Here is a 25,275-nt window from a genome sequence, read left to right as displayed (position 1 = left end):
AGTTGACGTTGGAAGTTATTGCTTCTTTGACGGGATGGGAATTTATTTTAGATGCTCTATCTGTAGCATGACTTTAGGAAATTGGTATAAGGTTAGTGTCAAACGCTCTTGAGATTCTTTAAGGGCGTCTTGGGGGTTGCGGCCGAGAAGGGTTGCCTCTATGGCGCGACCGAGGTTTTCTGACAGGCGGGAGTAACCTGAAATAATGGGTCGCGCTCTGGCTGAGTTCATTTGCTCTAAAAATACTCGCAAAACAGGGTTTTTTTCCACAAAGCTTTGATAAGCTTGGCTCTGTCTCGATTTTAAGTTAATTGGCAAGTAACCTGTTCCCAATGCCCATGCTGTTTGGAATTCTTCACCTAGAACGTATTCTAAGAATTCTAGGGCTGCTCGCTCTCGTTCAGGGGAGGTTTTCATTAAAAATAGGTTTTCACCCCCAACGACGGCTGCGGGGCGTTTGAGGGCGGGTATCGGCATCACTGCGTAGTCGATCGGGCTTTGCTGCAATTGTGCTAGCGTCCACGGCCCGGTGATTTGCATGGCGACTTTACCGGCGATGAAGTTGTCGAGTTCGTAACCGCGTTCTGGTGCTGACAGTATTGCTGAACCTTCTTTTAACAAGTCGCTCCACAATTCTAAGGCCGCGCGAGAACCGGGATTGTCTATTTGGGGTACGGGAGTTTGAGGTGTTGCGGCTTTGAGTTCGCCGCCTGCAGTGAACATGAATGGCAGCCAGGTAAATACTGTCCATTCTCCTTTGCCTAGGGGGAGGACTATGCCGTGTTGGTCTGTGCGGCCGTCTCCGTTGGTGTCTCGGGTGAGCGATCGAGCTACTTGCTTTAATTGCGCCCAATTCTGGGGAACTTTTTTAATTCCTGCTGCTTTAAATAAGCTGGGACGGTAAAATATGGCGGTGTTATTTGTACCTAGGGGAACTGACCAAGTATGTCCGCCCAGTTCCATTGACTCGAAGAGTGCCGGGTCGATTTCGGCTTTCCGGGGCGATTTGTTAAGCCAGTTTTCTAAGGGTTGAATTGCGTTGAGTTCTGCTAGCTTTCCTGAAATTGTGGCACTATTCCACAGCAAATCAGGCGGTGCATTTCCAACTATTGCTGTTAGTATTTTTGGGAGTTGTTGGTCTGGCTGGCCGATGTAAACTGGTTCGATCTGGATGTTGGGATGCGTTTTGTTGAATTTGTCTGTGAGGGTTTGAAATACGTCGCGATTTGGTGGAGGATTGATGCCGTGCCACAGTGTAATTTTAATCTTTTCGCTGTTTTTTTCTGGGCTTTCACAGCCGCTTAATATTACCAAATTTAAAATAAGTAAAATGCAAGCAGCTAGTTTTAGTTGCATTTTGAGGGCTTGGGATAATTTTGATAAAATCATTTTTTAGTTGTATTCAGGAAAGAAGTTTTTTTAACCGCAAATGAAAGCCGATGGACGCGGATAGTTAGAGGTTGGTAAAACGAGTTAAATCTAGAAAATCGGCTGGTAGCTGATTTCTCTCTCCATCCGAGGTGTTTTGAAACAAAACGGTAAAAGCTCCTGCTCCTAGTTTATCTTGCGGCCACATCCGATAGCAAGGAATTTCTGTCAGGTGCGATCGATATTTTTCTAAATGAGGAACAGTGACTGGCTGAAATTCGGGAAATTTGCTTAACAGCCATTCGCTGACTTGTTCGTTTTCTGCGGTTGAATAAGTGCAGGTCATGTATGCAAGATAACCTTGCGACGCTACAATTTTAGCAGAATTGGCTAAGATTCTTTTTTGGCGGTTGGCATTGCTGTTGATGGTGACATGATGAAAGCATCCGGGTGCTTTGTCTCCTTTTGCTAAGAGTGATTGACCAGTACAAGGAGCATCTACTATTACTAAATTAGCAGTTTGTGGTATTTTTTCGGCAAGTATTTTTGAATCGACGTTAGCGGCGGCGGATGGTTGAATTTGGCAGCGTCTTAAATTAGAGATCAGCATTCCCATGCGTTTGCCTATGACTTCGTTACACAACAGCAATTCTGGGTTTAATGTTTTCCAGGCAAATATACTTTTACCTCCGGGGGCGGCGCACATATCTAAGATTAGTTTGATGGGCTGCGGTATTGTTAATAAGGTGGAGGCGGCGAAGATTGAGGAAAAGTCGAGACAGTAGTAATGTCCTGCTTGGTGTAAGGAATGTTTTCCGGGCTTGGATTCTAAGGCTAGTCTATCTACAAATTCCGGTTGCCAAGAAACTGGATTTTCGAGAATAAATGGGTTTTCTGTAGGTTTTGATTGCAGCCACAAGATGGCAGGATTAAAAGGTTGGGGATTTGTGACGGCGTGAATAAACTTTTCTTGTTCTGCGGTGTCTGCAAATAAGCTGCGGCTGAGTTTCAGCAGGAGATTCGACGGTTTTTCCATGTTCGAGGAAATATGATCGCAATTTTGACAACTTTACCACCTATAGATTGTAGGCGATCATCCTTCGGAACACCCCTCTCTCACTTTAATCAAGCAGTCCTAGGGTGCGTCGCCATTAAAAATCCCAAAGAGGGGTGGGGGGGTTTTGATCGTTTGTCGATGAGTAGCACATATGTGGATGAACCCGCTCCTACATGAATGGTAAAATTATTGGTATAATCTTCAATAAAATCCGTAGGGACGGGTTCACCGCTCAATTGTGCCACCCACCAATCATCTGAATAAACCCGCCCCCACCCCAGCAACAGCCCCAAATAACGCTTAGATTCCATCAATATCTGGTTGATCAAACCTTAACCATACAAAATAGGAGCAATTTTTTATGACGAAATCATTACCAGGAAAAAAAAGTGTTTTGGTTCAGATTAAAAATGATGCTAATGCGAAACTTTTTTCGACAGAATATCAAGCAGATATTCAAGCTGGAGCCGCCCTCTCTATTGCTAATATCAATGCAGACACTGCGCTCTCTATTGCCAAGATTAATTCAGAAAACGCTAACAAACAAATAAAACTACAAGAAAATATTTCTATTCTCCAAGCCTTGCAACATCAAGCCACCCTTGATGTCACAAGGGAAGAAGGCGAATTAAACCGAGATTTACAGCAATACCTCGCAGAAATGAATAGTGCTTGTCAACGCAATGAAGGTATGCTAAACCGCGAGTTACAATATAAATTAGCGGATTTAAATTGGGCTTTTCAAGCCAATGAAGGCCAACTCAACCGCGAACACAGCGCCCAACTAGAAGTATTGCGCGCCGAATTGCAAAAATTTTGCCTCGCTGAACAGCGTCAGCTCCAACTAGAATTAAAACAGTTAGATGCTCTTTTAGCACGAGAGATTGCTCAGGCAAATCGCGAAACAGCAATTGCCACCATTGTCAAACAAAAAAACTTAGAAAATTCCCCAATTTTCGTCACCGCCGAAAACATTATTGCCAACATAAACCCTGAAGATACACCCATTTTACGAGTTTTCTTATCACCGCCAGTCTTGACTCACGATGCTGCTAAACCAAATCAAAACTTTCCGGTATCTGAGGAATTTTTAAGCAATTATCTGCGAAACTTCCTAGACAAGTATATCACCGAGGGCCGGCCCGTGCAATTTATGGGCGGTTATTGGCGGAGTAATGTTTTTCGGGAAGAAGCGGCGGCGGAAAACTTATTTGCAGGTTTGCGGGTAATTCCCACACTCATTTTAGACTCATCCGCCACGCCCGATGACTTTTATTTGCGCTTTGGCTTTTGGCATATTAATTTCAAAAAATATCGTTACCAAACCCCAATTCATCAATTACCTTGGGTTGAGGTATTGTATGATTTTGCCAAACAACGGGCTGTGAATTGGCAAGGGAAACGACAAGCCTATATTGACTATGGTAAGCCTGTGGCTGATTTTGATAGCCGTTATGGTGAGGAAACAGTTCAAGGCTATCAGCAAAATTTACGAATTTCGGAAATTGAACGCCGTGCCCTAGAGGAAGGAGAAGATTTAAGCGAAATTCATCGCCCTTATCATTTGCACAAAAATGATTACAATGATTTGGCCGAATTTATCGGGATATTCCATGCTTTAATCGCCGGGTTAATTGTTGATGAATATTGTCTGATATTTCTGCCTCCAAACGAGCAAAAAACACCTTTGCTGCCGCAGTTACTCCCGGAAATGTTGGCAAAAATGCCCGCAGAGGAACAGGAGACTGTCATAGAAATTGCAGTGGGTTATTATCAGGCATTATATGACAACTTGGCTGAAGAACAGTCGGCATTAATTCCTGATTTGCGTTTGGATTTAGCTGTATCTCTGTTGAGTTTGGCTGACAAGCAGTGGGCCGCAGCACAGTTATATTTGTCTGTCCAAGATTGGTTAAAACTGCATGGTTTGCCGATTCCAGAACAAAGTCAGTTATTAAATGCTTTGGCTGCGGCTTTAACCATTGATGATTTGCCCTATGTAACCAAGCTAAATCAATGTTTGCAAGGTTTGGGGGCGGATTTACAACTAAGCGCGATCGAGTCTTGTTGGCAACGGGGTTTACAACGGGCAAACAATGGGGAATATTCCTCGGCAATTACAGATTTTTATCAAGTTTTACAGTTAGATAGTTCTCGCTTAGACGCGAATATTCAGCGCGGTTTGGCTTATTATCAAGTTGGCGATTATGAGGGCGCTATCGCAGATTTTGATCTGGTACTGCGATTAAATCCTAATGATGCTCATACTTACCATCATCGCGGGCTAGTTTATCATAAATTAGGACAGTTAGAACAGGCCATTGAAGATTTTAATCGCGCTTTGCAAATTGATCCGAGTTTACCTGGTGTACTGCATATTCGCGATGTGGCTTTGGGTACATTAGAGGAGAGAAAACAGAAAGCAGAAGCGGAACGTCAGCGCCAGGAGGAAGAAAAAAGGGCACGTCAACGCCGGGAAGCAGAAGCAATAGTACCTCAACGTCAAGCAGCCGCAGGGAAACCTTTGAACCCGGAGGAAGAAGATAGCGCAGGGCTGTCTTGCCTGTGTGTAATCTTCTTTGGTTTTGTGCTCTATTTCATGTTCCGGTAGTGCGTTAGCGCTTTAAAAAAATTTCAGGAGCGATCGCAAATCCGGTTAAATAGACATAATTTCGGTAGGGGCTGGTTCACCGAAATATTTGCCACCAATCGACAAATTATCAAACTCGCCCCCACCCCACCGAGATGTTAAATAATTGATGGAATTTAAGGGTTGTTTGGGGTTATTGGTGGGGCGGGGGCGGGTTTATAGATATTTGGGGTGTCAATTATAGATTGTTGGTGAACCTGCCCCTACAGGTTTTCTTGAAGATTTTACCAAAAATTTGACCATCTATGTAGGGGGGTTCACACCTGATACTTACAACCCATCGACAACGATCAAAGCCCGCTCCGACCTCACTATAAACTGTCGGCTTGTATAGATTTTGGCTAAACACGCCTCTATAATATGTTATGGTTTTTTCGGGCAGTTCTACTTAACTAAAAGTATATGAAAATTGTCTTTTTTGGCACTCCCGACTTTGCTGTTCCTACTTTATCTAGTTTGCTAAGTCACCCAGAGTTTGAGGTTGTGGCTGTGGTGACTCAGCCGGACAAACGCCGGGGAAGAGGCAATCAATTAATGCCTTCACCTGTAAAAGATGTGGCTTTAAATCACAGTCTCCCGGTTTGGCAGCCGCAGCGAATCAAGAAGGACGCTGAAACAATTGCTAAGTTGCGGGAAGCGGAGGCGGATGTGTTTGTGGTGGTGGCTTACGGTCAAATTCTGTCTCAAGAAATTCTGGATATTCCTAGTTTGGCTTGCGTTAACGTTCACGGTTCAATTTTGCCGAAGTATCGCGGTGCGGCGCCGATTCAGCGCTGTCTTTTTGACGGGGAAAAGACAACAGGAATTACTACTATGCTGATGGATGCTGGGATGGATACTGGGGCGATGCTGTTGAAGGCTTTTGCTGGTATTTCGCTGTTGGATAATGCTGATTCTTTGGCGGATAGGTTGGCGGAAGTTGGGGCGGATTTGTTGGTAGAAACTTTGGTGAAATTGAGGGATGACCAAATTGAAGCTGTTCTTCAAGATGATGCTGAGGCGACTTACGCGCCGATGATTAAGAGTGCAGATTATGTGCTGGATTGGTCAAAAAGTGCGATCGACCTTCACAATCAAGTTAGGGGCTTTTTCCCGGATTGCACGACGACTTTTCGCGGCAATTCTCTGAAGGTGATAGCTACTGTGCCCGTCGGGCCGGAATATTGGCTGCAAATGCCAGCGGATTTGAGAGTTTTGGAACGCGAATGGCCTGTTTTAGCCCAGTTGTCGGGCGCAAATGGGGAAGTTGTTAAGGTTGTGAAGGGCTTGGGGGCGATCGTCCAAACCGGTGATGGTTTATTATTGTTGCGGGAGGTGCAGTTAGCGGGGAAAAAGGTGCAATCGGGGGTGGATTTTGCCAATGGAACTCGGTTGGCGGTGGGTGAGATTTTTGGGAGTTAAATAGTATATTTAGGGCGGGCAAGATGCCCACCCTACAATATTTGGCAGCAAAATCATTCTGTAATTAGATGCGCGACACTTGACCTAAAATTCGACCAAAACCTCCTGTTTCTCTCCCAACAAACCCTGCGCCGCCTCTAACATACTCTCCGCAACATCTTTCAAATCGTCGCGACTTGCCAGATAAGTTTTCAAAGCTTCTAATGGTTCTATACTATTATTAGCATTCAATTCGGGTAAACGCGGCCTCGCTAACTGACTGACTAATTCCGGCTGAATTGTGTAGCTGTGCGCTTCGCCCAGAAGTGCGTGCAATTCTGCGTTGTCGATTAAATCTAATTGTTCCGATCGCAATTGGTAAATCAATCTCACAACCGCGTCTTGTATCTCTTTCTTGCCAATAGCTTTAACTAACTCGGCTTGCGGATTTTCCGATTCGGAAACATTCACTTTAATAGTCTGAAACACCCGCACGGGCAAAGTGCAAAATTCCCACTCAGCTTTTCCCCGTTCCAAATTAACTAACACAAAACCTTTATCTTCTTTCTCTTCGCTAAAATCAACTCGTTCGATACTTCCGGGATAAATTACGGGCGGATTGTTGGAAGCATTAAGATTTTGGTGTTTGTGGACGTGGCCGAGAGCAACATAATCAAAACAAGGGCGAGTTAGCATGGAAACGGGAATGTTAAAACCTTTGCCAACTGCTAAAAAACGCTCTGCGCCCAAACTTGCTTTATCTGCCATTAAATGCGCTAAAAGTACGGTTGGTATTTCGGGGTTTAGGCGGCGGATTTCGCCTTCCATTGCGATCGTCAGTTTTTCGGTTAATAATTGGTTAACATCGCCCATAGACAGGCTTTCAGTCTCGGAACGTGTCATTAAGGTCGATCGAGTCAACCAAGGCAATGTTACCACCTGTACGGGCCCGCTGCGGGTTTGAATCAGGTGAGTGTCCAGGCGATCGCCTACAATAAACTTAGGTATTCCCAAAGTCCGATAAATTCCCAAACTCGCGCCGCCTTGTCCCTGAGAATGTTGGTCGTGATTTCCTACTAGCAAAACAGTCGGAATTTGCGCGTCCACCAAGCGGCTGAATTGGCGAGCAAAAGCCTCTTTTACAAATGGTGGAGGCGTAGAATCCGGGAAAGCATCGCCGCCGAATATGACTAAATCTACGGGTTCAGAAATTGCTCTATCCATACATTTGCTCAGCGTCGCCGCGAAGTCTTCCAAGCGCGTATTTAAACCAGTTTCTGGATTAATCTGCCCGTGGGAAAAGCCGCTGCCCATGTGAATGTCTGAAAGGTGTAAGATTTTAATCATTGTTTTTTATTTGTAAATTATCTTTTGGGTTCGTAATGAGGACTTTAGCCCTCTTTTAGCTTCGGCAGAAAAACTAAAGTCTTTACTAAGAAGTAGGTTTAAGGTTTTGGTCAAAGTACCGACGAGAAAATTTTCCTACTAAAAATCTGGTTTCATACATCACAATACCATGCCTGGGACTTTTTGATAAACTTGTGCGATCGGGCAGCGAAAATCTATACTCCTTAACTCTAACTCATCTCCTTGTCGGTAAATCTGAGAAACCCAATTTTCCTCAGCATTGACGCGAAAACACTCAATTTTGATTTCTGATTGAGTGATGAGTACGTATTCTTGCAAACTCGGAGAAGTTTGGTAATCGGCAAATTTATCGCCTCTGTCGAAAGCTGCTGTTGAGGGCGACAATACCTCAACTACTAAAGATGGATATAAAATGAAATCTTCAGTAGTTGAGGTATCCCTTTCGTCGCAAGTCACCGCTACGTCAGGATAGTAATAGCAATTTGCCTCTTCCAGTCGGACTTTTATATCTGATGATAAAACTAAGCATGGCGTATTCAGAAGATGATTTCCCAGCAGCCGAACTAAATTACTACCAATAATAATGTGAGGCTTTTTTGCCCCTGTCATTGCATAAACGTGTCCGCGTCTGTATTCGTGTTTAATCGGGCTTACTCGCTCGCCTTCTAGGTAGTCTTCAGGAGAAATGTAGAAATTGTTTTTGCTGATAACCATTGATTTTTACTCCGCTGATTTTATCTGATACTATGTGTTGGAACTCAGATATTCGGGGAAGGAAACGGCAGTGCCGTTTCCCTACAGATTTAACAAAATTCCAGAAATCGTGCGTGCCATAATTTGCCACTTTCCGTCAAACCCTGCGATCGCACTTTAATTTTGACACTTTTGGGGTTAGCCTCGTAGAGTCGGGCAATTTCCTGCATTTCTCCGGCGCTAAAACCCGTTCCCACTGTTCCTACTGGCACTAATTTGCCATCGATTTCTTGCGCTACTTTGACGGCGCTAAACGGCCGCCCCGCAACTTTTGTATTTGTCAATCCGACAATAAAAAGGTCTAATTCTAGACAGTATTTAGTCCTCACCATCGGGTATTTTTTAACATCTTTGCCGCCCACATAGCAGCAGTTGTGCAACACCCAAACTTCGCCTTCTCTATTTTCAGATTCCTGCTGATTTGCCAGCACGATTTTTTCGGCGGTAGTGCGAAATGTCGGTACAACTTCAAAGGCTGGGGATAAATTGGCCACCATTTCGCCAACTTCAACTCCCGCTGCAATTCGTTCGGATTCTGCCACGGTAGTTAAATCATTGCCTTTGAAAAACAAACTTTTAAAAATGGCATAAATTGCGCTGGGCTGGATTGTCGGAAAACCGCTTTCAATATTAACTGTAGCAGCTTGCGCCCCCGTGCGGTGTTCGCTGCCGGTACAGCTTTTGTAATACAGTTCGCCGTCTAAAACAAAGGTGCCAATTTTAGCGGCTGTGTCGATTAATGTGCGATCGATCTCAATCGATGCCTGCTGCCGCAGGTTAGTCGATCGCGATTGGTAGTATACTTTATCTGGCGTCGCGATGACAACTACTCGATTGCCGTCGCGCTTCGGCTGCCCCCAATAATCGGGATTTTCGATATAATAAGAACGATCGCTCGGCGCGTCAACTGGCTGCATCGTCACAATCCTTCCCGGCTGCAAGTGCGGTGGCAATTCGGGAACAATGGGATTGTTGGCAGTTTCTATTTTTGGGGCGGAAGTTGATTGTTTAGCAGGAGCGAAATCGGCGGTAGAATTGTTTGGAGTATTGAGGGCGATCGGCTTTTCTCCTGTTTCCAATTCAAAAGCTCTTTTCCAAAAGCCAAAAGCCATTTCCTGATATCCTTCCGACTCCGCGCACAGTGCAAAACCAATAACTTTTGCCGTACCAATTCCGCGCCCGTAATCAGCTAAATACTGCACGGCCCCCGCTTCACCCATCAAGTGCAATCCTCGTGTGACGATGCGATTGTTCCAGCGTTCTCGAATGTCGGCGCTAATTTTTTTAGCTGCTTTTCGCTTGGCTTCTGCGTATTCGGTGCAGTCCATACTGCCTCCTTTCTGTAGGGCTATTTATATACTATACTAAAGATTGATTTATTAGTCAAGGTTAAGTTGACAATTAGGTGTTGTGAATAAATTTAAGTCTTTGATTTGTGAACTAGATTTATTTTTTCACCGCAGAGGCGCAGAGGGCACAGAGGAAGAGAAGAAAGAGAGGGATGGGGTTGTAGTGTTTTGATTGTCAAGCGCGGTAATCTGTTCGCAGCCAATGCTAAGATAACTTCGATCGCGCATTGCGACCAATAAAGCCGTGAGTTGCGTCTTACTCGCGTTGGGTTCGCCAACTTGCGATCGCACGTTCGAGAATTTAATATCAAGTCTAATTGTAGTCTTATGATGCGATTAATTTTGTACAGCAAACCCGGCTGCCACTTGTGCGAAGGGTTGCAAGAAAAACTCGAACAGATTGAAAGCCTCAAGTTTCAACTCGAAGTCAGAGATATTACTGAACGCAACGATTGGTTTGAAGCTTATCAGTACGAAGTTCCAGTTTTGTTTAAAGTGCAGCCCCAGCCAAAAAATTCTGTTGGCGAGGCTGGATTCTCCGCTGAAGAACTGTTACCCCGTCCTTCTCCCCGCTGTAGTGTCGTCCAATTGGAGCAAATGTTACAGAAATATTTGCAAATCGATCCGTCACAATAATACGATTTACGCAAAAACTCACCTCTTAATCCGGGCCTCGGGGTTCGCGGTACGCACTTTACTGTAAACCTGTATGGTGCGCACAGCAAAAGCCTGTAGATAGCGGCTCAAAAAATGTGTTGCGCAAGTCATATTCAAGACATCTAAGTAAGGAGTTTTTCAGATGAAATTGAGAGAATTATTAGCAGCAGTTCCCAGCATTTCCTTTGACGCCAAACATCCTGCCCTCGATGCCGAAGTCAAGGGTTTATCCACTAATTCCCACGCTTGTCAGGCGGGAGATTTATTTTTGGGAATGCCGGGAACTCGGGTAGATGGCGGAGATTTTTGGCGAAGTGCGATCGAATCTGGTGCAGTTGCCGCCATAATTTCCACCCAAGCAGCCGAGAAGACACCCCCCCAACCCCCCCTTAGCAAGGGGGGGCTAGAAGAGGTTCCTTCCCCCCTTAGCAAGGGGCTAGAAGAAGTTCCGTGCGTCATCGCAGCAGCCGATATGGCTCAAGTTTGCGGTCAAATAGCAACTGCTTTTTACGGCAATCCAGCTAGCAAATTAAAACTTGTCGGCGTTACCGGGACTAACGGCAAAACTACAACAACTCATTTAATCGAATTTTTGCTCAATGAAATGCAGTTGCCGACGGCGATTTTTGGCACGCTTTACACTCGCTGGCCGGGCTTCCAACAAACTGCACTTTACACCACACCTTTTGCAGTTGACCTGCAAAAGCAATTAGCAGAAGCTGTAGCAGCCGGATGCAAACACGGCGTGATGGAAGTCAGTTCCCACGCCCTAGCGCAGCAGCGAGTTTTGGGGTGTAGTTTTGAAGTTGCTGTGTTTACCAACTTGACTCAAGACCATCTCGATTATCACCGCGATATGGAAGATTATTTTGAGGCTAAATCGCTTTTATTCAGTCCAATTTACCTCAAAAATCGCGCTGTAATTAATATTGACGACCCCTACGGGCAGCGCATAGTTGAAACCGTTCAATCTGAAAAAGTTTGGAGTTATAGCACTAGGGACAAAACGGCAGATTTGTATGCTTTTGATTTGCAGTATCAGCCCAATGGAGTTAAGGGAATGCTGCACACTCCCAAGGGCGAAACTGCTTTTGTTTTGCCTTTAGTCGGTCAGTTCAATTTATCAAATATGTTGGCTGCTGTCGGTGCTGTTTTAGAATTGGGTTTAGATTTGTCCGCAATTGTGGAGAAATTATCTCTGTTTTCGGGAGTACCGGGACGGATGGAACGGGTGCAAATTAACCCGGAACAAGATATTAGCGTTATTGTCGATTACGCGCACACTCCCGACAGTTTGGAGAACTTGTTGAAGGCGTCGCGGCCGTTTATTCCGGGTCAGATGATTTGCGTGTTTGGCTGTGGCGGCGATCGCGATCGCACTAAGCGCCCGATCATGGGTAAAATCGTTGCAGAATTAGCCGATTTAGCTGTTGTTACTTCCGACAATCCGCGCACAGAAAATCCCGATCGCATTTTGGAGGATGTGTTAGCAGGAATTCCCGCCGCAGTAAAGCCGATCGTGATGTGCGATCGAGCCGCTGCAATTCGCACTGCTATTATGGACGCTAAACCGGGAGATGGCGTGCTGATTGCAGGAAAGGGACACGAAGATTATCAGATTTTGGGCACCGAAAAAGTCCATTTTGACGATCGAGAACAAGCGCGAGATGCCTTGAAAGCCAGAATTAATTCGGTTAACTGAATTTGGTTAACTGTTAACGGTTAACTGAATTCGGTTAACTGTTAACGGTTAGCTGTTCGCGGTCTGGGAAATTAGCTGTATTTTCCAGTATTGATACGAAGGTAGAATCTGATTGGGACTAGATTATACTTGTAAGACCAAATATTGTAATCACAAAATAATTATTGCTATGATAGAACTAACTGGTTATCAAATTGTCGATCGAATTTATTCAGGCACTCGCACCCTAGTTTATCGCGGAATTCGCCTCTGCGACCAAAAACCGGTCGCGATTAAAGTCTTGCGGAACGAGTATCCCAGCTTCAGCGAACTCTTGAATTTTCGCAATCAATACACGATCGCCAAAAACCTCAACTTGCCCGGAATTATTCAAACCTACAGCCTGGAAACGTACCAGAATGGCTATGCGTTGATCGTGGAAGACTTTGGGGGAATTTCCCTGAAGGAATGGACGGGGAAAGGGAAAACTGTTCCGTCTCTCGTTGAATTTTTCCCAATAGCGATCGACCTCTGCAATACATTAGATATACTTTGCCGGCAGCGCATTATTCACAAAGATATTAAACCCGCCAATATTCTAATTAATCCAGAGACTAAACAAGTCAAACTCATTGATTTTAGTATTGCATCTTTGCTGCCAAGGGAAACTCAAACCCTGATGAGTCCCAACGTGCTCGAAGGAACACTCAGCTATTTATCTCCCGAACAAACAGGAAGAATGAATCGCGGGCTTGACTACCGCACAGACTTTTATTCATTAGGTGTAACTTTTTATGAATTGCTGACAGGAAAATTGCCATTTCAATCCAGCGATCCGATGGAATTGCTCCATTGTCATATTGCCAAGCAACCGCCCTCTGTACGTGAAATTAATCCCAAAATTCCCCTTGTGCTCTCGGAGATTGTCAGCAAATTGATGGCTAAAAATGCTGAAAATCGGTATCAGAGTGCATTAGGGCCCAAAGCCGATTTAGAAACTTGTTTGCAGCAACTCAATGAGACAGGTAAAATTGAGAGTTTTGCCATTGGGCGGCGCGATGTGTGCGATCGGTTCATCATACCAGAGAAACTCTACGGCCGAGAAACCGAAGTTGCCCAATTATTAGCAGCATTCGATCGAGTAGCGAACCCCTCTAAATTTCGTTTTCCAGAAGAGCCTGGAAACGAGAGAAACGAAGGAAAAGAAGACTCACCCCTTACTAAGGGAGGCTGGGGGGAATCGAATTTATCCCGCAGGGAAATGATGCTAGTTGCAGGATTTTCCGGCATTGGTAAAACCGTTGTAGTCAACGAAGTTCACAAACCCATAGTTCGCCAACGCGGTTATTTCATCAAAGGCAAATACGACCAATTTAAACGCAACATTCCCTTTAGTGCTTTTGTGCAAGCCTTCCGAGAATTGATGGAGCAATTACTCTCAGAAAGCGACATTCAGCTACAGCAATGGCAAATAAAAATTCAGGAGGCTGTTGCCGACAACGGTCAAGTTATTGTAGAAGTAATTCCCGAACTGGAACGAATTATTGGCCAACAACAGCCTGTCTCTGAACTTTTGGGAAGTGCCGCCGAAAACCGCTTCAATTTAGTGTTTCAAAAATTCATCTCTGTGTTTGCTACAAAAGAACATCCCTTAGTGATTTTTTTGGATGATTTGCAGTGGTCAGATTCAGCATCCCTGAAGCTTTTGCAAGTGTTGATGAGCGAAAAAGATAGTCAGAATTTGCTGGTAATTGGGGCATATCGGGATAACGAAGTATCTCCGGCTCATCCATTTATGTTGGCAGTAGCAGAAATGGAAAAATCCCAAGTAACGGTAAATACTATTACCTTGGAACCTCTGAGTCAAGCCGATATTAACGATTTGATAGCAGATACGCTCTCGTGCGATCGCCCTTTGGCTCAGCCGTTAACCGACTTAGTTTATCAAAAAACCAAAGGCAATCCCTTTTTTGCCACGCAATTTCTCAAATCGCTACAGGAAGATGGGCTGATTGCGTTTAACTCCACCCCCCTTTCATCCCCCCTTACTAAGGGGGGACAGAGGGGGATAACAGGGGGGTGGCAGTGCGATATTGCCCAAGTTAAAGCCCTAATTATCAGCGATGATGTGGTGGAGTTTATGGCGGTGCAATTGCAGAAGTTGCCGCCAGAAACTCAGGATGTGCTGAAGTTGGCTGCGTGCATTGGAGCGCAGTTTGATTTGAATACATTGGCGGTAGTCAGCGAGAAGTCGCCAGAAGAAACGGCGGCGGATTTGTGGAAATCATTGCAAGAAGGATTCATCTTACCAACCAGTGAAATTTACAAGTTTTATCAAGGAAAAGAACCTCGGGAAAAAACCGATTTATTGCCAACTACCGCCAATCAATTACCTAACTACAAATTTCTACACGATCGCATTCAACAAGCGGCTTATTCCCTAATTCCAGAAGATCGAAAACAAGCCACTCACCTGAAAATAGGGCAACTGTTGCTGCAAAAAAGTAGTCAAACTCAACGTCAGGAAAGAATTTTTGATATTGTCGGTCATTTCAACTTTGCCCGCGGGCTGATTTGCGAACGAACAGCACGTTATGAATTAGCCTCGCTCAACTTGCAGGCTGGGAAAACTGCAAAAGCTGCCGCAGCCTTTGACGCGGCATTGATATTTGTCAATACAGGTATAAGCAGCTTACCAGCCGATAGCTGGCAAGAACAATATACTCTGACGCTGGCGCTGCACAATTTGGCAGCCGAAGCAGCGTATTTGTGCAGCGAATTTGAACAGATGGAACAGCTAATTACTGCGATTTTGCAACAAGCAAACGAACTGATCGACAAAGTTAGCGCTTACGAGATTCAAATCCTCGCTTACCTTGCCCAAGGCCAGCCCCAGGATGGCGTTTACACAGCAATTGATGTGCTCGGGCAGTTTGGGATTCGGCTTCCCAAAAACCCGACTCAGCCTCAAGTATTGCTGGGTTTAGCCAAAACTAAGTTGATTCTCGGTAACAAGAAACCGGAACAGCTTGTGAATCTGCCAAATATGACAGATGCTAACAAATTGGCAGCGATGCGAATTCTTTCTAGTGCTGCTTCTGCTGCCTATCTTTGTGCTCCGAAGTTGATGCCGCTACTGGTATTTGAGCGGGTTAACTTGTCTGTACGGCACGGCAATACCGCCCTATCAGCTTTTGGCTATGCTTGGTATGGACTGATCCTCTGCGGCATACTCATGGATATCGAAGGAGGCTATCAGTTTGGACAACTTTCTCTGCAATTACTAGAGCGTTTTAACGCGACGGATTTGAAAGCGAAAGTGCTATTTATGACTTATACGTTTATCAGCCATTGGCGCGATCGCATCGCAGATACAATGCCAGCGCTGTTAACAGCTTACCAGAGCGGTTTAGAAACGGGAGATGTAGAATATGCTGCTTGGGCAGCTTTGGTTCATTCTTACAATCGCTACTGGACAGGGGAGAACTTAACGGAAGCAGAAGCAGCAATTCGTTCTTTCATAACGGCGATCGCTCCTTTCAACCAAAAAAACGGCTCTCTTTACATCCAGATATACCATCAAGCGACCTTAAATCTTCTGGGTAATTCTAGCGATCCGAGTTGCTTGTCCGGCGAAAGCTATCGGGTGGCTGAAGATATTCCCGCACAGGTGGCTGCGAGCGATCGTACAGGGTTATTTTTTAGTTACGTTTGCCAGCAGCATCTTCATTATTTGTTCGGGCAGTATGACGCAGCAATTGAGAAGTCAAATGCTGCTAAACCCTACTTTGAAAACTGTGTTTCCTCGCTCCCAACGGTGCTGCACTTCTTTTACGATTCTCTGGCACAACTGGCAATTTACGGGACTGCAACCTCTTCACAACGCCAGCAAATTCTCAAGTGCATTAACGCGAATCAGAAAAAGCTGAAGAAATGGGGGCACTATGCCCCAATGAATTACCAACATAAGTTTCTTTTGGTAGAAGCAGAACGGTATCGGGTACTGGGGCAAAAACTAGAAGCGATCGACTATTACGATCGCGCCATTCAACTCGCTAAAGAAAACCAATTCCTCAACGAAGAAGCCTTAGCCAACGAACTCGCCGCCAAATTCTACCTCGACTGGGGCAAAGAAAAAGTCGCTCAGGTTTATATGCAGCAAGCTTACTACTGCTACGCCCGCTGGGAAGCCAAAGCCAAAACAGATGATTTAGAAAAATATTATCCCGATCTGCTGCGCCCTATCTTACAAGAGTCCGCCCAACCCCTCACTATTTTAGAAACTGTATCCACGCTCAGCAATCCTACTTACTCCATTCATTCGAGCACCCACCAGAGTACCTCCAACACCTCCATCAACCATGCTCTAGATTTTTCGACCCTGCTGCAAATCTCCCAAGTCATCTCCCGCACGATCGACCTGGATGAGTTGCTGCAAATTGTGACCCAAACCATGCTACAAAACTCTGGAGCCGATCGCTGTGCACTGATGCTCTGCCAAGATCAACAATGGCAAGTGCGGGCGATCGCTACCTTGGAACACATTAGCTTGCAAACGGAACCCCTAGAGAACCATCCCACCGTTCCCGTTAAATTAATCCAGTATGTTAAAAACACCCTAGCAGCAGTTGTCATCGATCGCCTCAAAACAGATATGCCTGTAATTGACGATTATTTAGAGTACCACCAGCCGGAGAGTTTGCTGGGTTTGCCAATTCTAAATCAGGGGAATTTGGTCGGCATTTTGTATCTAGAAAATCGGATAACCAGTGGGGTGTTTAGTCCCGAGCGCCTCCTAGTGCTGAATTTTCTCTCTAGTCAAGCGGCGATCGCTCTGGAAAATGCCCGCCTCTATCACCAAGTGCAGCAGACTTTGAATGAACTTCAGCAAACTCAGATGCAAATGATCCAAAGTGAAAAGATGTCAGCATTAGGTAATCTAGTGGCAGGGGTTGCCCATGAAATCAACAACCCCGTTGGTTTCATTGCCGGGAACATTAATGAAGCTCATGCTGGAGTCCAAGACTTAATTGATTATTTGCGCCTCTATCAAGAAAAGTTTCCTCCATCGGAAGCAGAATTGATTAATAAAGCAGAGGAAATAGATTTAGATTATCTAGTAGAAGATTTACCCAAAATGTTGAGTTCCATGAAAATAGGATGCGATCGCATCAAAAACCTCAGCACCTCCCTCCGCACTTTTTCTCGCGCAGATACGGCCAATAAAGTTGAAGCCAATATCCACGAAGGACTCAATAGCACTTTGATGATTTTACGCCATCGCCTGAAAGCGAACGAAAAGCATCCTGAAATTCAAATCATTAAAGAGTACGGCAAGATTCCCAAAGTAAAATGTTATTTGGGACAATTAAACCAGGTATTTATGAATCTGCTGGCGAATGCGATCGATGCCTTAGAAGAATCCAATCAAGGACGGAATTTTGCAGAGATTGAAGCCCATCCCAATCAAATCACTATTCGGACAAAAGTGGAAGGCGAACAGGTAAAAATTTCCATCGTCGATAACGGCAATGGAATGTCGGAAGAGGTAAAAAATCGTATCTTCGATCATCTATTTACCACTAAAGACGTGGGCAAAGGGACTGGGTTGGGACTGGGGATATCGCGTCAAATTGTAGAAGAAAAACACGGCGGAAAACTGAGTTGTATTTCTGCACTGGGAGAAGGAACAGAGTTTGTCATTGAAATTTTCATTGATTAAAACTAATAGACATCGTGCAAAAGTCTATATTCTGCTTGACTTCATTTCAAGTTGGCATCAGGCAAAAAATACTGATAAACTAGACTGGAGTATCTATCCCAAGGGACTTTGACATTGCTTCAATACGACTTTCTATATCGCTTTCTGAAAATCGCTGCTGTCAACGTAGTGTCGAATATTACAATACCCTTATCGGGTGCAATCAGCGTAGCTTTCCTGGGACACCTGTCAAACATTAGTTATTTAGCAGGGGTGGCATTAGGTGCTATTTTGTTTGATTGTTTATACGAAAGTTGTTCTTTTATTAAGTCAGGAACAACTGCGATTACATCTCAAGCAGTTGGACGAGATGACCGAGAAGACATACTTCTAGCAGGGCTACAAAATGGTTTAATCGCTTTGGGATTGGGTATGCTTTTTCTGCTGCTGCAATACCCTTTGGGGAAGCTAGGCTTTATGTTGTTGAACGCTACTCCAGATGTGCAACTTGCCGGTATTACTTATTTTAATAGTCGGATTTGGGGAGCGCCTGCGGCTTTCGTCAACTTAGTCTTAATTGGATGGTTTCTTGGAAGAGAACAAAACCGCAAAGTTCTTTTACTCACTATTATTGGGAATGTTGCTAATGTTGCACTGAATTACCTTTACATTGTCCTTTGGGATTGGTCAAGCATGGGGGCGGGATTGTCGCAGGCTATTAGCCAGTATCTAACCTTATTTGTAGCGCTTGTGATGATTGGCAGTGAATTTCCCTTAAAAGAGATAGGTAGTTTAACAGGAAAAGTCCTAAATTTGTCCGCATTGCAAACTGCTTTTGTTTTGAATGGCAATCTATCTGTTAGGTCTATAGTTATCGTATCTATTTTTGTCCTTTTCAATGCTTTTAGTGCTACATTGGGGACTGAGGTTCTGGCTGAAAATGTTTTACTCCTTCAAATAGTAGCATTGAGTATGTATATGTGTGATGGAGTAGAATACGCTACTGTAAGTTTAATCGGTAACTTTCAAGGTCAAGGAACAACACATAAATTTGTGCCACTTTTGCAAATTGCATTAGCAACCAATCTGGTGATTAGTTTATTAGTTGGACTAGCTGCTTTCCTTTTTCCTGACCCGATATTTCATCTGTTCACTAGCCATTATGAATTGATAGAAGCAATTAAAATTTATATCCTTTGGATACCCATTGTTGTAGTGGGTGCGGGAGTTGCTTATATTCTAGATGGATATTTTTCTGGCTTGGGTGAGGGTTCTGCTGTACGCAATACGTACTTGGTCAGCGGCTTACTGGGACTTATCTTTCTATGTTTATCAACCTTTTATTTTCATAGCAATCATTTTTTATGGTTAGCTTTATCCGTATTTATGTTATCTTGCGTATTAGTTTCTGGAATACAGATACCTATGACTTTGCAATCAAATGAGGAGAAGGAGGCTGTTGCCAACTCATAATTTAATCGATCTTGAAAATACCGCCTAAACTCTCATTGCCTTATAGTATCTTGGACGGTTACAATTATTTTGACGAATTATCTTTATTTTTTATAAATAAAGATAAAAACATTGAAATAAGAAATACAAATGAAATACAGAAAATTGGGTAACAGCGAATTGCATATTTCAGAAATCAGTCTTGGTTCCTGGGGTATTTGTGAGGGTGTCGAACAGCAAAATGCAGAGGCTTGCATTTACAAAGCCTTTGACCTTGGTATTAACTTCATTGACACTTCTAATTCTTATGCGGCTGGCGGTGCTGAGTCATTTCTAGGGGAAGTATTACAAGGAATTGAGCGATCGTCCTATATCCTAGCTACTAAGGTCTTCTTTCCTACGTCACCTACTGACCAAGGACTGTCAGCAGCCCAGATCAGAAAACAAATTGATGCTTCCTTACACCGATTGTGTACCGATTATGTTGACTTGTATCAATGTCATCGCTACGATCCGAACACGCCTTTGGAGGAAACAATGACGGCACTAACTGAGGTAGTGCGTCAGGGAAAAGCTCGTTACATCGGCTTTAGCGAGTGGAGCCCAGAGCAAATTCAATCTGCATTCAATCTTGCTGATGTTGAACGCTTTGTTTCCAGTCAGCCTCAGTATTCTATGCTGTGGCGCACACCGGAAGCTGAAGTGTTTCCATTGTGTGCAGCTAATGGTGTTGGTCAGATTGTTTGGTCGCCATTAGCTCAAGGTGTACTTGCAGGCAAATACCAGCCAGGACAAGTTCCACCTCAAAATTCTCGCGCTGCAAATGAAAAAATGAATTGGTTTTTGTTGGAGGAGTTGTTTAGCGATCGCATTCTAACAGCAGTACAGACACTGAAACCCATTGCCCAAGACTTAGGGTTGAGTATGCCACAGTTAGCTCTGGCTTGGGTACTACGCTCTGAGTACGTATCTTCAGCCATTATCGGTGCTAGTCGTCCGGAACAAATTGTTGATAACGCTGCTGCATCAGGAATACAACTGGATGCGGACGTATTGGCAGCAATCGATCGAGCACTGGTATCAGTTGTAGGCAAGTGAGGAAAGTAGGTCAGGACTTACGCAACTTTCACAAAACTACTGAAAATGTTAATAAACGTATGCGATCGCTCTGGAAACTCAAAAAGACAAGTTTACAACGTAACAGCGTTCGTGTATGATTTACCTGTCAAACTAGAAATGAGATTGTATGAATACCCTGACTAATAAGGGGTAGCGCTCAAGATGTAATGATAAGTGATATAAGAGTTAAAGTTGATTTCCTGGTTATCTTTGTCTGCTCATGCATGCTTGTCCCATGTGTACATCTTCCCGAACTGTCAAAAACGGTCGCATCCACAACGGTAAACAGCGCTTTAAGTGTCATGAGTGTGGACGGCAATTTGCCCTTGCATCCACACAAGAAAGTGATTGATACAGCAACCCGGGCATTGATTGACCGCTTGCTGCTGGAACGCATTTCCCTCGCTGGCATTGCCCGTGCAACAAGCGGTGTCTGAGCAATGGCTACTTTCCCTACATCAATGAGAAATATGCTGGGGTGTCACGCCAAGTCCAAGTGACACCCAAAAAAAGGGGAGGCTAACAATGAGCGTGTGATGAGTTGTGATCCTTTGTCGATAACAAGGGAAACAAACAGTGGGTCTGGTTGGCCCTGGATGCAAACACCCGCGAGATTGTGGGTGTTTACATTGGAAGTCGGGATGAAGCTGCAACCCGCCAATTGTGGCAATCGTTACCACCTGTCTACCGCCAATGCGCAGTTGCATACACGGACTTTTGGGCAGCGTATGGGGCTGTTCTACCGACCAAACGACCGGAAAGCGGTGGGAAAAGAAACAGGCTCTCACCAGCTACATTGAGCGCTTCAACAATACGTTGAGGCAACGGGTGTCTCGGCTAGTCCGAAAAACTTTGTCCTTTTCAAAATCTTTAGAAAATCATATCGGTGCAATCTGGTATTTCATCCATTATTACTTGTTTAGCACTACCTAATAAGGAAGTAGTTAAACAGTTTTTTGAAATCTATAACAATCAAGATTACGAAGCTGCATATAAGTATATTGTGCCGAATTATCTAGATCACGGGCTACCTCAAGTGCGAAGCGTCGAGGATGCGATTGAGATACTGAAGGCGACTCACAAAGCCTTTCCAGATATCAAAGTGGTGATTGACGATCTCATTGAAGAAAATGACAAAGTTGTATTTCGAGGCCACTTTACAGCTACGCACCTGGGTGAGTTTGTTGGTATGGCTGCCAGTGGAGTTAAAATAGAATTTGAGGCGTTAGAAATATTTAAGATTGAGAACCAGCAGATTACAGAATCTTGGGGATATTGGCCAATGTCAGATATTGTAAGCCAGATTCAGGCTTCTGAGAAGGTCTAGCCGTAATTCTGTACCTGTGCAATACAGTAGATGTTGGGATGAAAGGTGCTAGCATAGGCAGTTTTCTCTCCTAGATAATTCAATAATTAACATTGAGTTAAAATAACCCTTAGTTAACGTTATTGTAACAGTTATTCACCTATCGAGTGCTAGTGGCTAATATTCCTCCCCGCCGACCCAAAAGCCAATAGGTCATCATTTCTCCTCTTCCCTTGACCTCGATCGTACCCCTTGGCTCTAGTAAGTATTTATTCTGTAATTTGAGATAAGTCGCATCGGTGACTTGAATGTATCCCGGTTTGCCGTGGGATTCCATCCTTGAGGCGACATTCACCGCATCACCCCAGAGGTCATAGATAAATTTCTTAATCCCAATTACTCCCGCAATTACAGGACCCGTATTAATCCCGATCCGAATTTGTAGAGATTCCCCAAAAATATTCTCCACCTCTTGCATATAGGCTTGCATATCCAACGCCATGTTGGCGATCGCGTCGGCATGATCCGGTCGAGAAACGGGTAAACCACCAACTACCATGTAGGCATCCCCAATGGTTTTAATTTTCTCTAAGCCATACTTCTCAGTGAGTTGATCGAACGTAGAGAAAATTTGGTTCAAACCTGCTACCAATTGCATCGGCTCTATCCGTGCCGAGATAGTAGTAAAACCTACGATATCCGCAAACAAAATCGTGGCTTCTTCAAAATGTTCAGCAGGAGATTCATTAGTCCGCATGAGGCGATCGGCAATTTCGGCAGGTAAGATATTCAAAAGTAATTGTTCTGACTTTTCTTTTTCTAGGCGCAGTTCTCCAGTTCTTTGCTCCACTCTAGCTTCCAACTCTTCATTTGCCAAATGGATGGCATCTAGAGAATCCTTCAGTTGTCTGGTCATGCCGTTAAAAACGTTGGCTAATTTGCCAAGTTCAACGATGGAACTAACCTCCACTTGTTGGTTGAGATTGCCCCCAGCGATCGCTTCCGAAGCAGTAGTGATCCGCTCCACAGGATGGATAATCCGGCGAGCGGTCAGGATACCCAACAAAATTGCCAAAATCAAAGTTGCTAAACAGAGCAGGATTGTAGTCTGAGTATTGGCATTAATCTGATTCATAAAGTCTGCTTCTGGAATAGTCACCACCACCAACCAGTCAATACCTTTACTATCTCGAAAAGGATCGACTTGGACGAAATAACTTTTACCATCGACAGTAAATTCCAGTTGATGAGATGCTTGGATTTTTTGAAAATCCTGAAACTGCTCTAGCAAAGCTTGACTCGCTTTTTGGGTGATGGCATTGCTACTATTGACAACCTTGAGTCGTTGAACTCGTTGCTCTGGCAGTTGGACAACCTTGTCTGGGTAATATTGAAAGGGCTTTTCCCCTGTAGAGGTGGCAATCATTTCTCCAGAACGTTCCAGAATAAAACTTTGCCCAGTTTTACCGATTTTGAGTTGGCTTAAAAAATCCCCAAACATTATTAGATTTAAGCTTGTCATCCACACTCCTTGGATATCTCCAGTCTTGGTATATATGGGTTTGCCAGCCGCAATGTATAGGTATTTACCTGTAATGTGAGGATACAGTTTTGCCCAAACAGCTTGCTTTTGCTGGACTGGAATTTTATAGTAGGGGCGGTTGCGGGGATCAAAGTTAGGGTTCCCGGCGTTGATAATTTCTCGGCGTTCCCCCTCTGGACTGGCGGTATAGGTCGTCAAAGTGTGGTTATTTTCTACCTCCGAAGTACGGATGACGATCGCGCCATCATCCTGCCGCTCACCTGCAAAAAACTCTTGATTGGGGGTAACAAAAGCTGCGGCAGCAACAAGGGGAAAGGCAGGAAGTTGTCCCCATAGAAACTTCTCTACGTCTCTCCCATTATTAAGATCGATGCGGTTTTGGCTCAGGGCTGCATCATAGTTTTCAAAGGATTGAAAGGGAATAGCAAGCAGATAAGTTAGATTTTGGTTGATGCGATCGCTAACATCATTCCGCAACTGAGTAGCTACATCATTTACTGCTTTTTGACCGTTTCTATAGGAAAGATAACCAACAACAGCCACTGCTCCAACTGTTTGAACAACAAATGGAACAATTAGCATTATTTGTAGGGGAATTTTTCTGAAAAGTCCAGGTGATAAGGGCATCCTTGATTTACCAAGCATAGTGACTTCTTCCGACATTGATACCTAGCATAAGTTAATAGGAATTTAATTTGCATGCGCCTACACCCTACACCTCATACCCCACAACCCTTTAGACAATTTCAACAGGCAATTTATTGCTCTTGTGTCACTCTGATGGGATTATAATAGCCGAAAACGACCCAAACTCAGTTGCTGTCTGTGGATGAAGCCCGCCCATCTCGATCCACCATCAATTTTATTGATGAATATTGTGCCTCCTGGAGGGGTGACAACCCGCCCCAAACCCATAGTTAGTAAGGATTGAGCCAACTTGTGGTAAAAAAAGATAGGCAGCAGAATTGTTACACGCTTGCTTATCCAAAAAAATAATGATACGAAGATTCTACCAGACTCATTTACATAAATACCTGACGCCATCTCAGTTTTTGGTGATGACAACATTGCCATCAAGTAATTTTAGGGTAGTTGATCGAATATTTTTGGGACTATTATCGGGAATTATTAGCTTACAAAGATGCTCCTAGTGCAGAAGCTGCACTGCCTTTAAAGTCTAAATTTTGGCTACTTTTTACAACGAAAAGCGGTTATGAATTGTTGAATGAACGCCAACAATTAACTGCGACAAAAGTATCGGAGTTGCGAGCGGGTTTTAGAGCATCCTGAATTACCTTTGCATAATAATCCGGCTGAGTTAGCTGCCCGAACTCTGGTGCAGCGACGTAATATCTGCTATGCAACTGGGACGATTGAGGGTACTCAGGCAAGGGAAACTTTTATGTTTCTTGTTGCTACTACTCGTCAGTTGGGAATCAGTTTTTTTGAGTATGTGCGTGACCGAATTTCTCAACTGAGAATCATTCCTTCTATATCCACTATTATCCGCGAAAAGTCTTCTCTTCATCCCTTGGGCTTGTCTTGGCAACTAGAATAACTGCTCCCCCTACTTATTGAGCCGATACGATTCGGAAGCCTGAGAATGAATTTAGAAAAACACACTCCAATAGCTAAATAAAATCCCTCCTTTTGGTTAAAAATATTACTAATTTTCCCGATCGGGCTAGGGAGCTTCTTTCGCTTTGCCCTTACAGAGTGATGGGGTGACAACAATCGGTCAACCCATAACTCCGTAAGGGGTTGACCGATATGGGATAAAAGGAAGATTATGACGCTGTAGCCTTAGTGGTGCAGAAAACTCCTGAGATGCTTAAGGAGCCTAGAGAATCATAGTTAATGGAGAAAAGGGGCTTGCGCCGTGGTTCGATTG

15 protein-coding genes and 1 pseudogene are annotated in these 25,275 nt (G+C 44.2%); 10 read left to right on the top strand and 6 right to left on the bottom strand.

The window, feature by feature from the left end; genetic code table 11:
* Positions 1-42: 42 nt before the first annotated feature.
* Positions 43-1,389, bottom strand: coding sequence for an ABC transporter substrate-binding protein (locus tag E5S67_RS24600; RefSeq protein WP_172190976.1), 1,347 nt, complete (start codon positions 1,387-1,389; stop codon positions 43-45).
* Positions 1,390-1,453: 64 nt separating this feature from the next.
* A complete protein-coding gene (locus E5S67_RS24595) occupies positions 1,454-2,404 on the bottom strand; it encodes an RsmB/NOP family class I SAM-dependent RNA methyltransferase (protein ID WP_172190975.1) in 951 nt (316 codons plus the stop codon).
* Between the two features lie 382 nt (positions 2,405-2,786).
* Here E5S67_RS24595 and E5S67_RS24590 point away from each other — a divergent pair, with 382 nt between their 5' ends.
* Positions 2,787-5,036 (top strand): tetratricopeptide repeat protein, encoded by a 2,250-nt coding sequence (locus E5S67_RS24590; protein ID WP_172190974.1) that lies wholly within the window; start codon positions 2,787-2,789, stop codon positions 5,034-5,036.
* 441 nt (positions 5,037-5,477) lie between these two features.
* Complete coding sequence (fmt, locus tag E5S67_RS24585) at positions 5,478-6,476, top strand: methionyl-tRNA formyltransferase (RefSeq protein ID WP_172190973.1); 999 nt, start codon at positions 5,478-5,480, stop codon at positions 6,474-6,476.
* A gap of 84 nt (positions 6,477-6,560) precedes the next feature.
* Here the strand turns inward: fmt and sbcD are convergent, their stop codons facing one another.
* From sbcD to E5S67_RS24570, 3 genes are all read right to left on the bottom strand, one after another.
* Positions 6,561-7,802, bottom strand: a complete 1,242-nt coding sequence (gene sbcD, locus E5S67_RS24580) for an exonuclease subunit SbcD (RefSeq protein ID WP_172190972.1) — start codon at positions 7,800-7,802, stop codon at positions 6,561-6,563.
* 159 nt (positions 7,803-7,961) lie between these two features.
* Positions 7,962-8,537: a Uma2 family endonuclease gene (locus E5S67_RS24575; RefSeq protein WP_172190971.1), complete on the bottom strand. Its 576-nt coding sequence runs from the start codon at positions 8,535-8,537 to the stop codon at positions 7,962-7,964.
* Between the two features lie 89 nt (positions 8,538-8,626).
* On the bottom strand, positions 8,627-9,904 hold the full coding sequence (locus tag E5S67_RS24570; protein WP_172190970.1) for an ATP-dependent DNA ligase: 1,278 nt from the start codon (positions 9,902-9,904) through the stop codon (positions 8,627-8,629).
* Between the two features lie 351 nt (positions 9,905-10,255).
* On the opposite strand from E5S67_RS24570, the gene E5S67_RS24565 reads away from it, so the two are divergent.
* The 7 genes and pseudogenes from E5S67_RS24565 (at position 10,256) to E5S67_RS24535 (ending at position 21,862) form a co-directional block, all read left to right on the top strand.
* A complete protein-coding gene (locus E5S67_RS24565; protein WP_172190977.1) occupies positions 10,256-10,561 on the top strand; it encodes a glutaredoxin family protein in 306 nt (101 codons plus the stop codon).
* A 163-nt stretch (positions 10,562-10,724) separates the two neighbouring features.
* Positions 10,725-12,284 carry a UDP-N-acetylmuramoyl-L-alanyl-D-glutamate--2,6-diaminopimelate ligase gene (locus E5S67_RS24560; RefSeq protein WP_172190969.1) on the top strand — a complete coding sequence of 520 codons (1,560 nt, stop codon included), beginning with the start codon at positions 10,725-10,727 and terminating at the stop codon, positions 12,282-12,284.
* A 169-nt stretch (positions 12,285-12,453) separates the two neighbouring features.
* A complete protein-coding gene (locus tag E5S67_RS24555) occupies positions 12,454-17,985 on the top strand; it encodes a trifunctional serine/threonine-protein kinase/ATP-binding protein/sensor histidine kinase (protein WP_172190968.1) in 5,532 nt (1,843 codons plus the stop codon).
* A gap of 114 nt (positions 17,986-18,099) precedes the next feature.
* Positions 18,100-19,437 carry a guanitoxin biosynthesis MATE family efflux transporter GntT gene (gntT, locus tag E5S67_RS24550; RefSeq protein WP_172190967.1) on the top strand — a complete coding sequence of 446 codons (1,338 nt, stop codon included), beginning with the start codon at positions 18,100-18,102 and terminating at the stop codon, positions 19,435-19,437.
* 129 nt (positions 19,438-19,566) lie between these two features.
* Complete coding sequence (locus tag E5S67_RS24545) at positions 19,567-20,514, top strand: aldo/keto reductase family protein (RefSeq protein ID WP_172190966.1); 948 nt, start codon at positions 19,567-19,569, stop codon at positions 20,512-20,514.
* A 241-nt stretch (positions 20,515-20,755) separates the two neighbouring features.
* A pseudogene (locus E5S67_RS24540) lies at positions 20,756-21,468 on the top strand (IS1 family transposase).
* Positions 21,422-21,862 (top strand): ester cyclase, encoded by a 441-nt coding sequence (locus E5S67_RS24535; RefSeq protein WP_172190965.1) that lies wholly within the window; start codon positions 21,422-21,424, stop codon positions 21,860-21,862. The pseudogene E5S67_RS24540 and the gene E5S67_RS24535 overlap by 47 nt, the downstream one beginning before the upstream one ends.
* 139 nt (positions 21,863-22,001) lie before the next feature.
* On the opposite strand, the gene E5S67_RS24530 is transcribed toward E5S67_RS24535, so the two are convergent.
* Complete coding sequence (locus tag E5S67_RS24530) at positions 22,002-23,966, bottom strand: adenylate/guanylate cyclase domain-containing protein (protein ID WP_246276973.1); 1,965 nt, start codon at positions 23,964-23,966, stop codon at positions 22,002-22,004.
* A gap of 715 nt (positions 23,967-24,681) precedes the next feature.
* On the opposite strand from E5S67_RS24530, the gene E5S67_RS32670 reads away from it, so the two are divergent.
* Positions 24,682-24,942, top strand: a complete 261-nt coding sequence (locus E5S67_RS32670; RefSeq protein ID WP_216670692.1) for a hypothetical protein — start codon at positions 24,682-24,684, stop codon at positions 24,940-24,942.
* Positions 24,943-25,275 lie beyond the last annotated feature (333 nt).

It is taken from the genome of Microcoleus asticus IPMA8, from assembly GCF_013179805.1.
In the GTDB taxonomy this organism is placed as follows: domain Bacteria; phylum Cyanobacteriota; class Cyanobacteriia; order Cyanobacteriales; family Microcoleaceae; genus Microcoleus; species Microcoleus asticus.
Note: the sequence above shows the minus strand (reverse complement) of the source record. Positions and strands in the feature narration are given on the sequence as shown.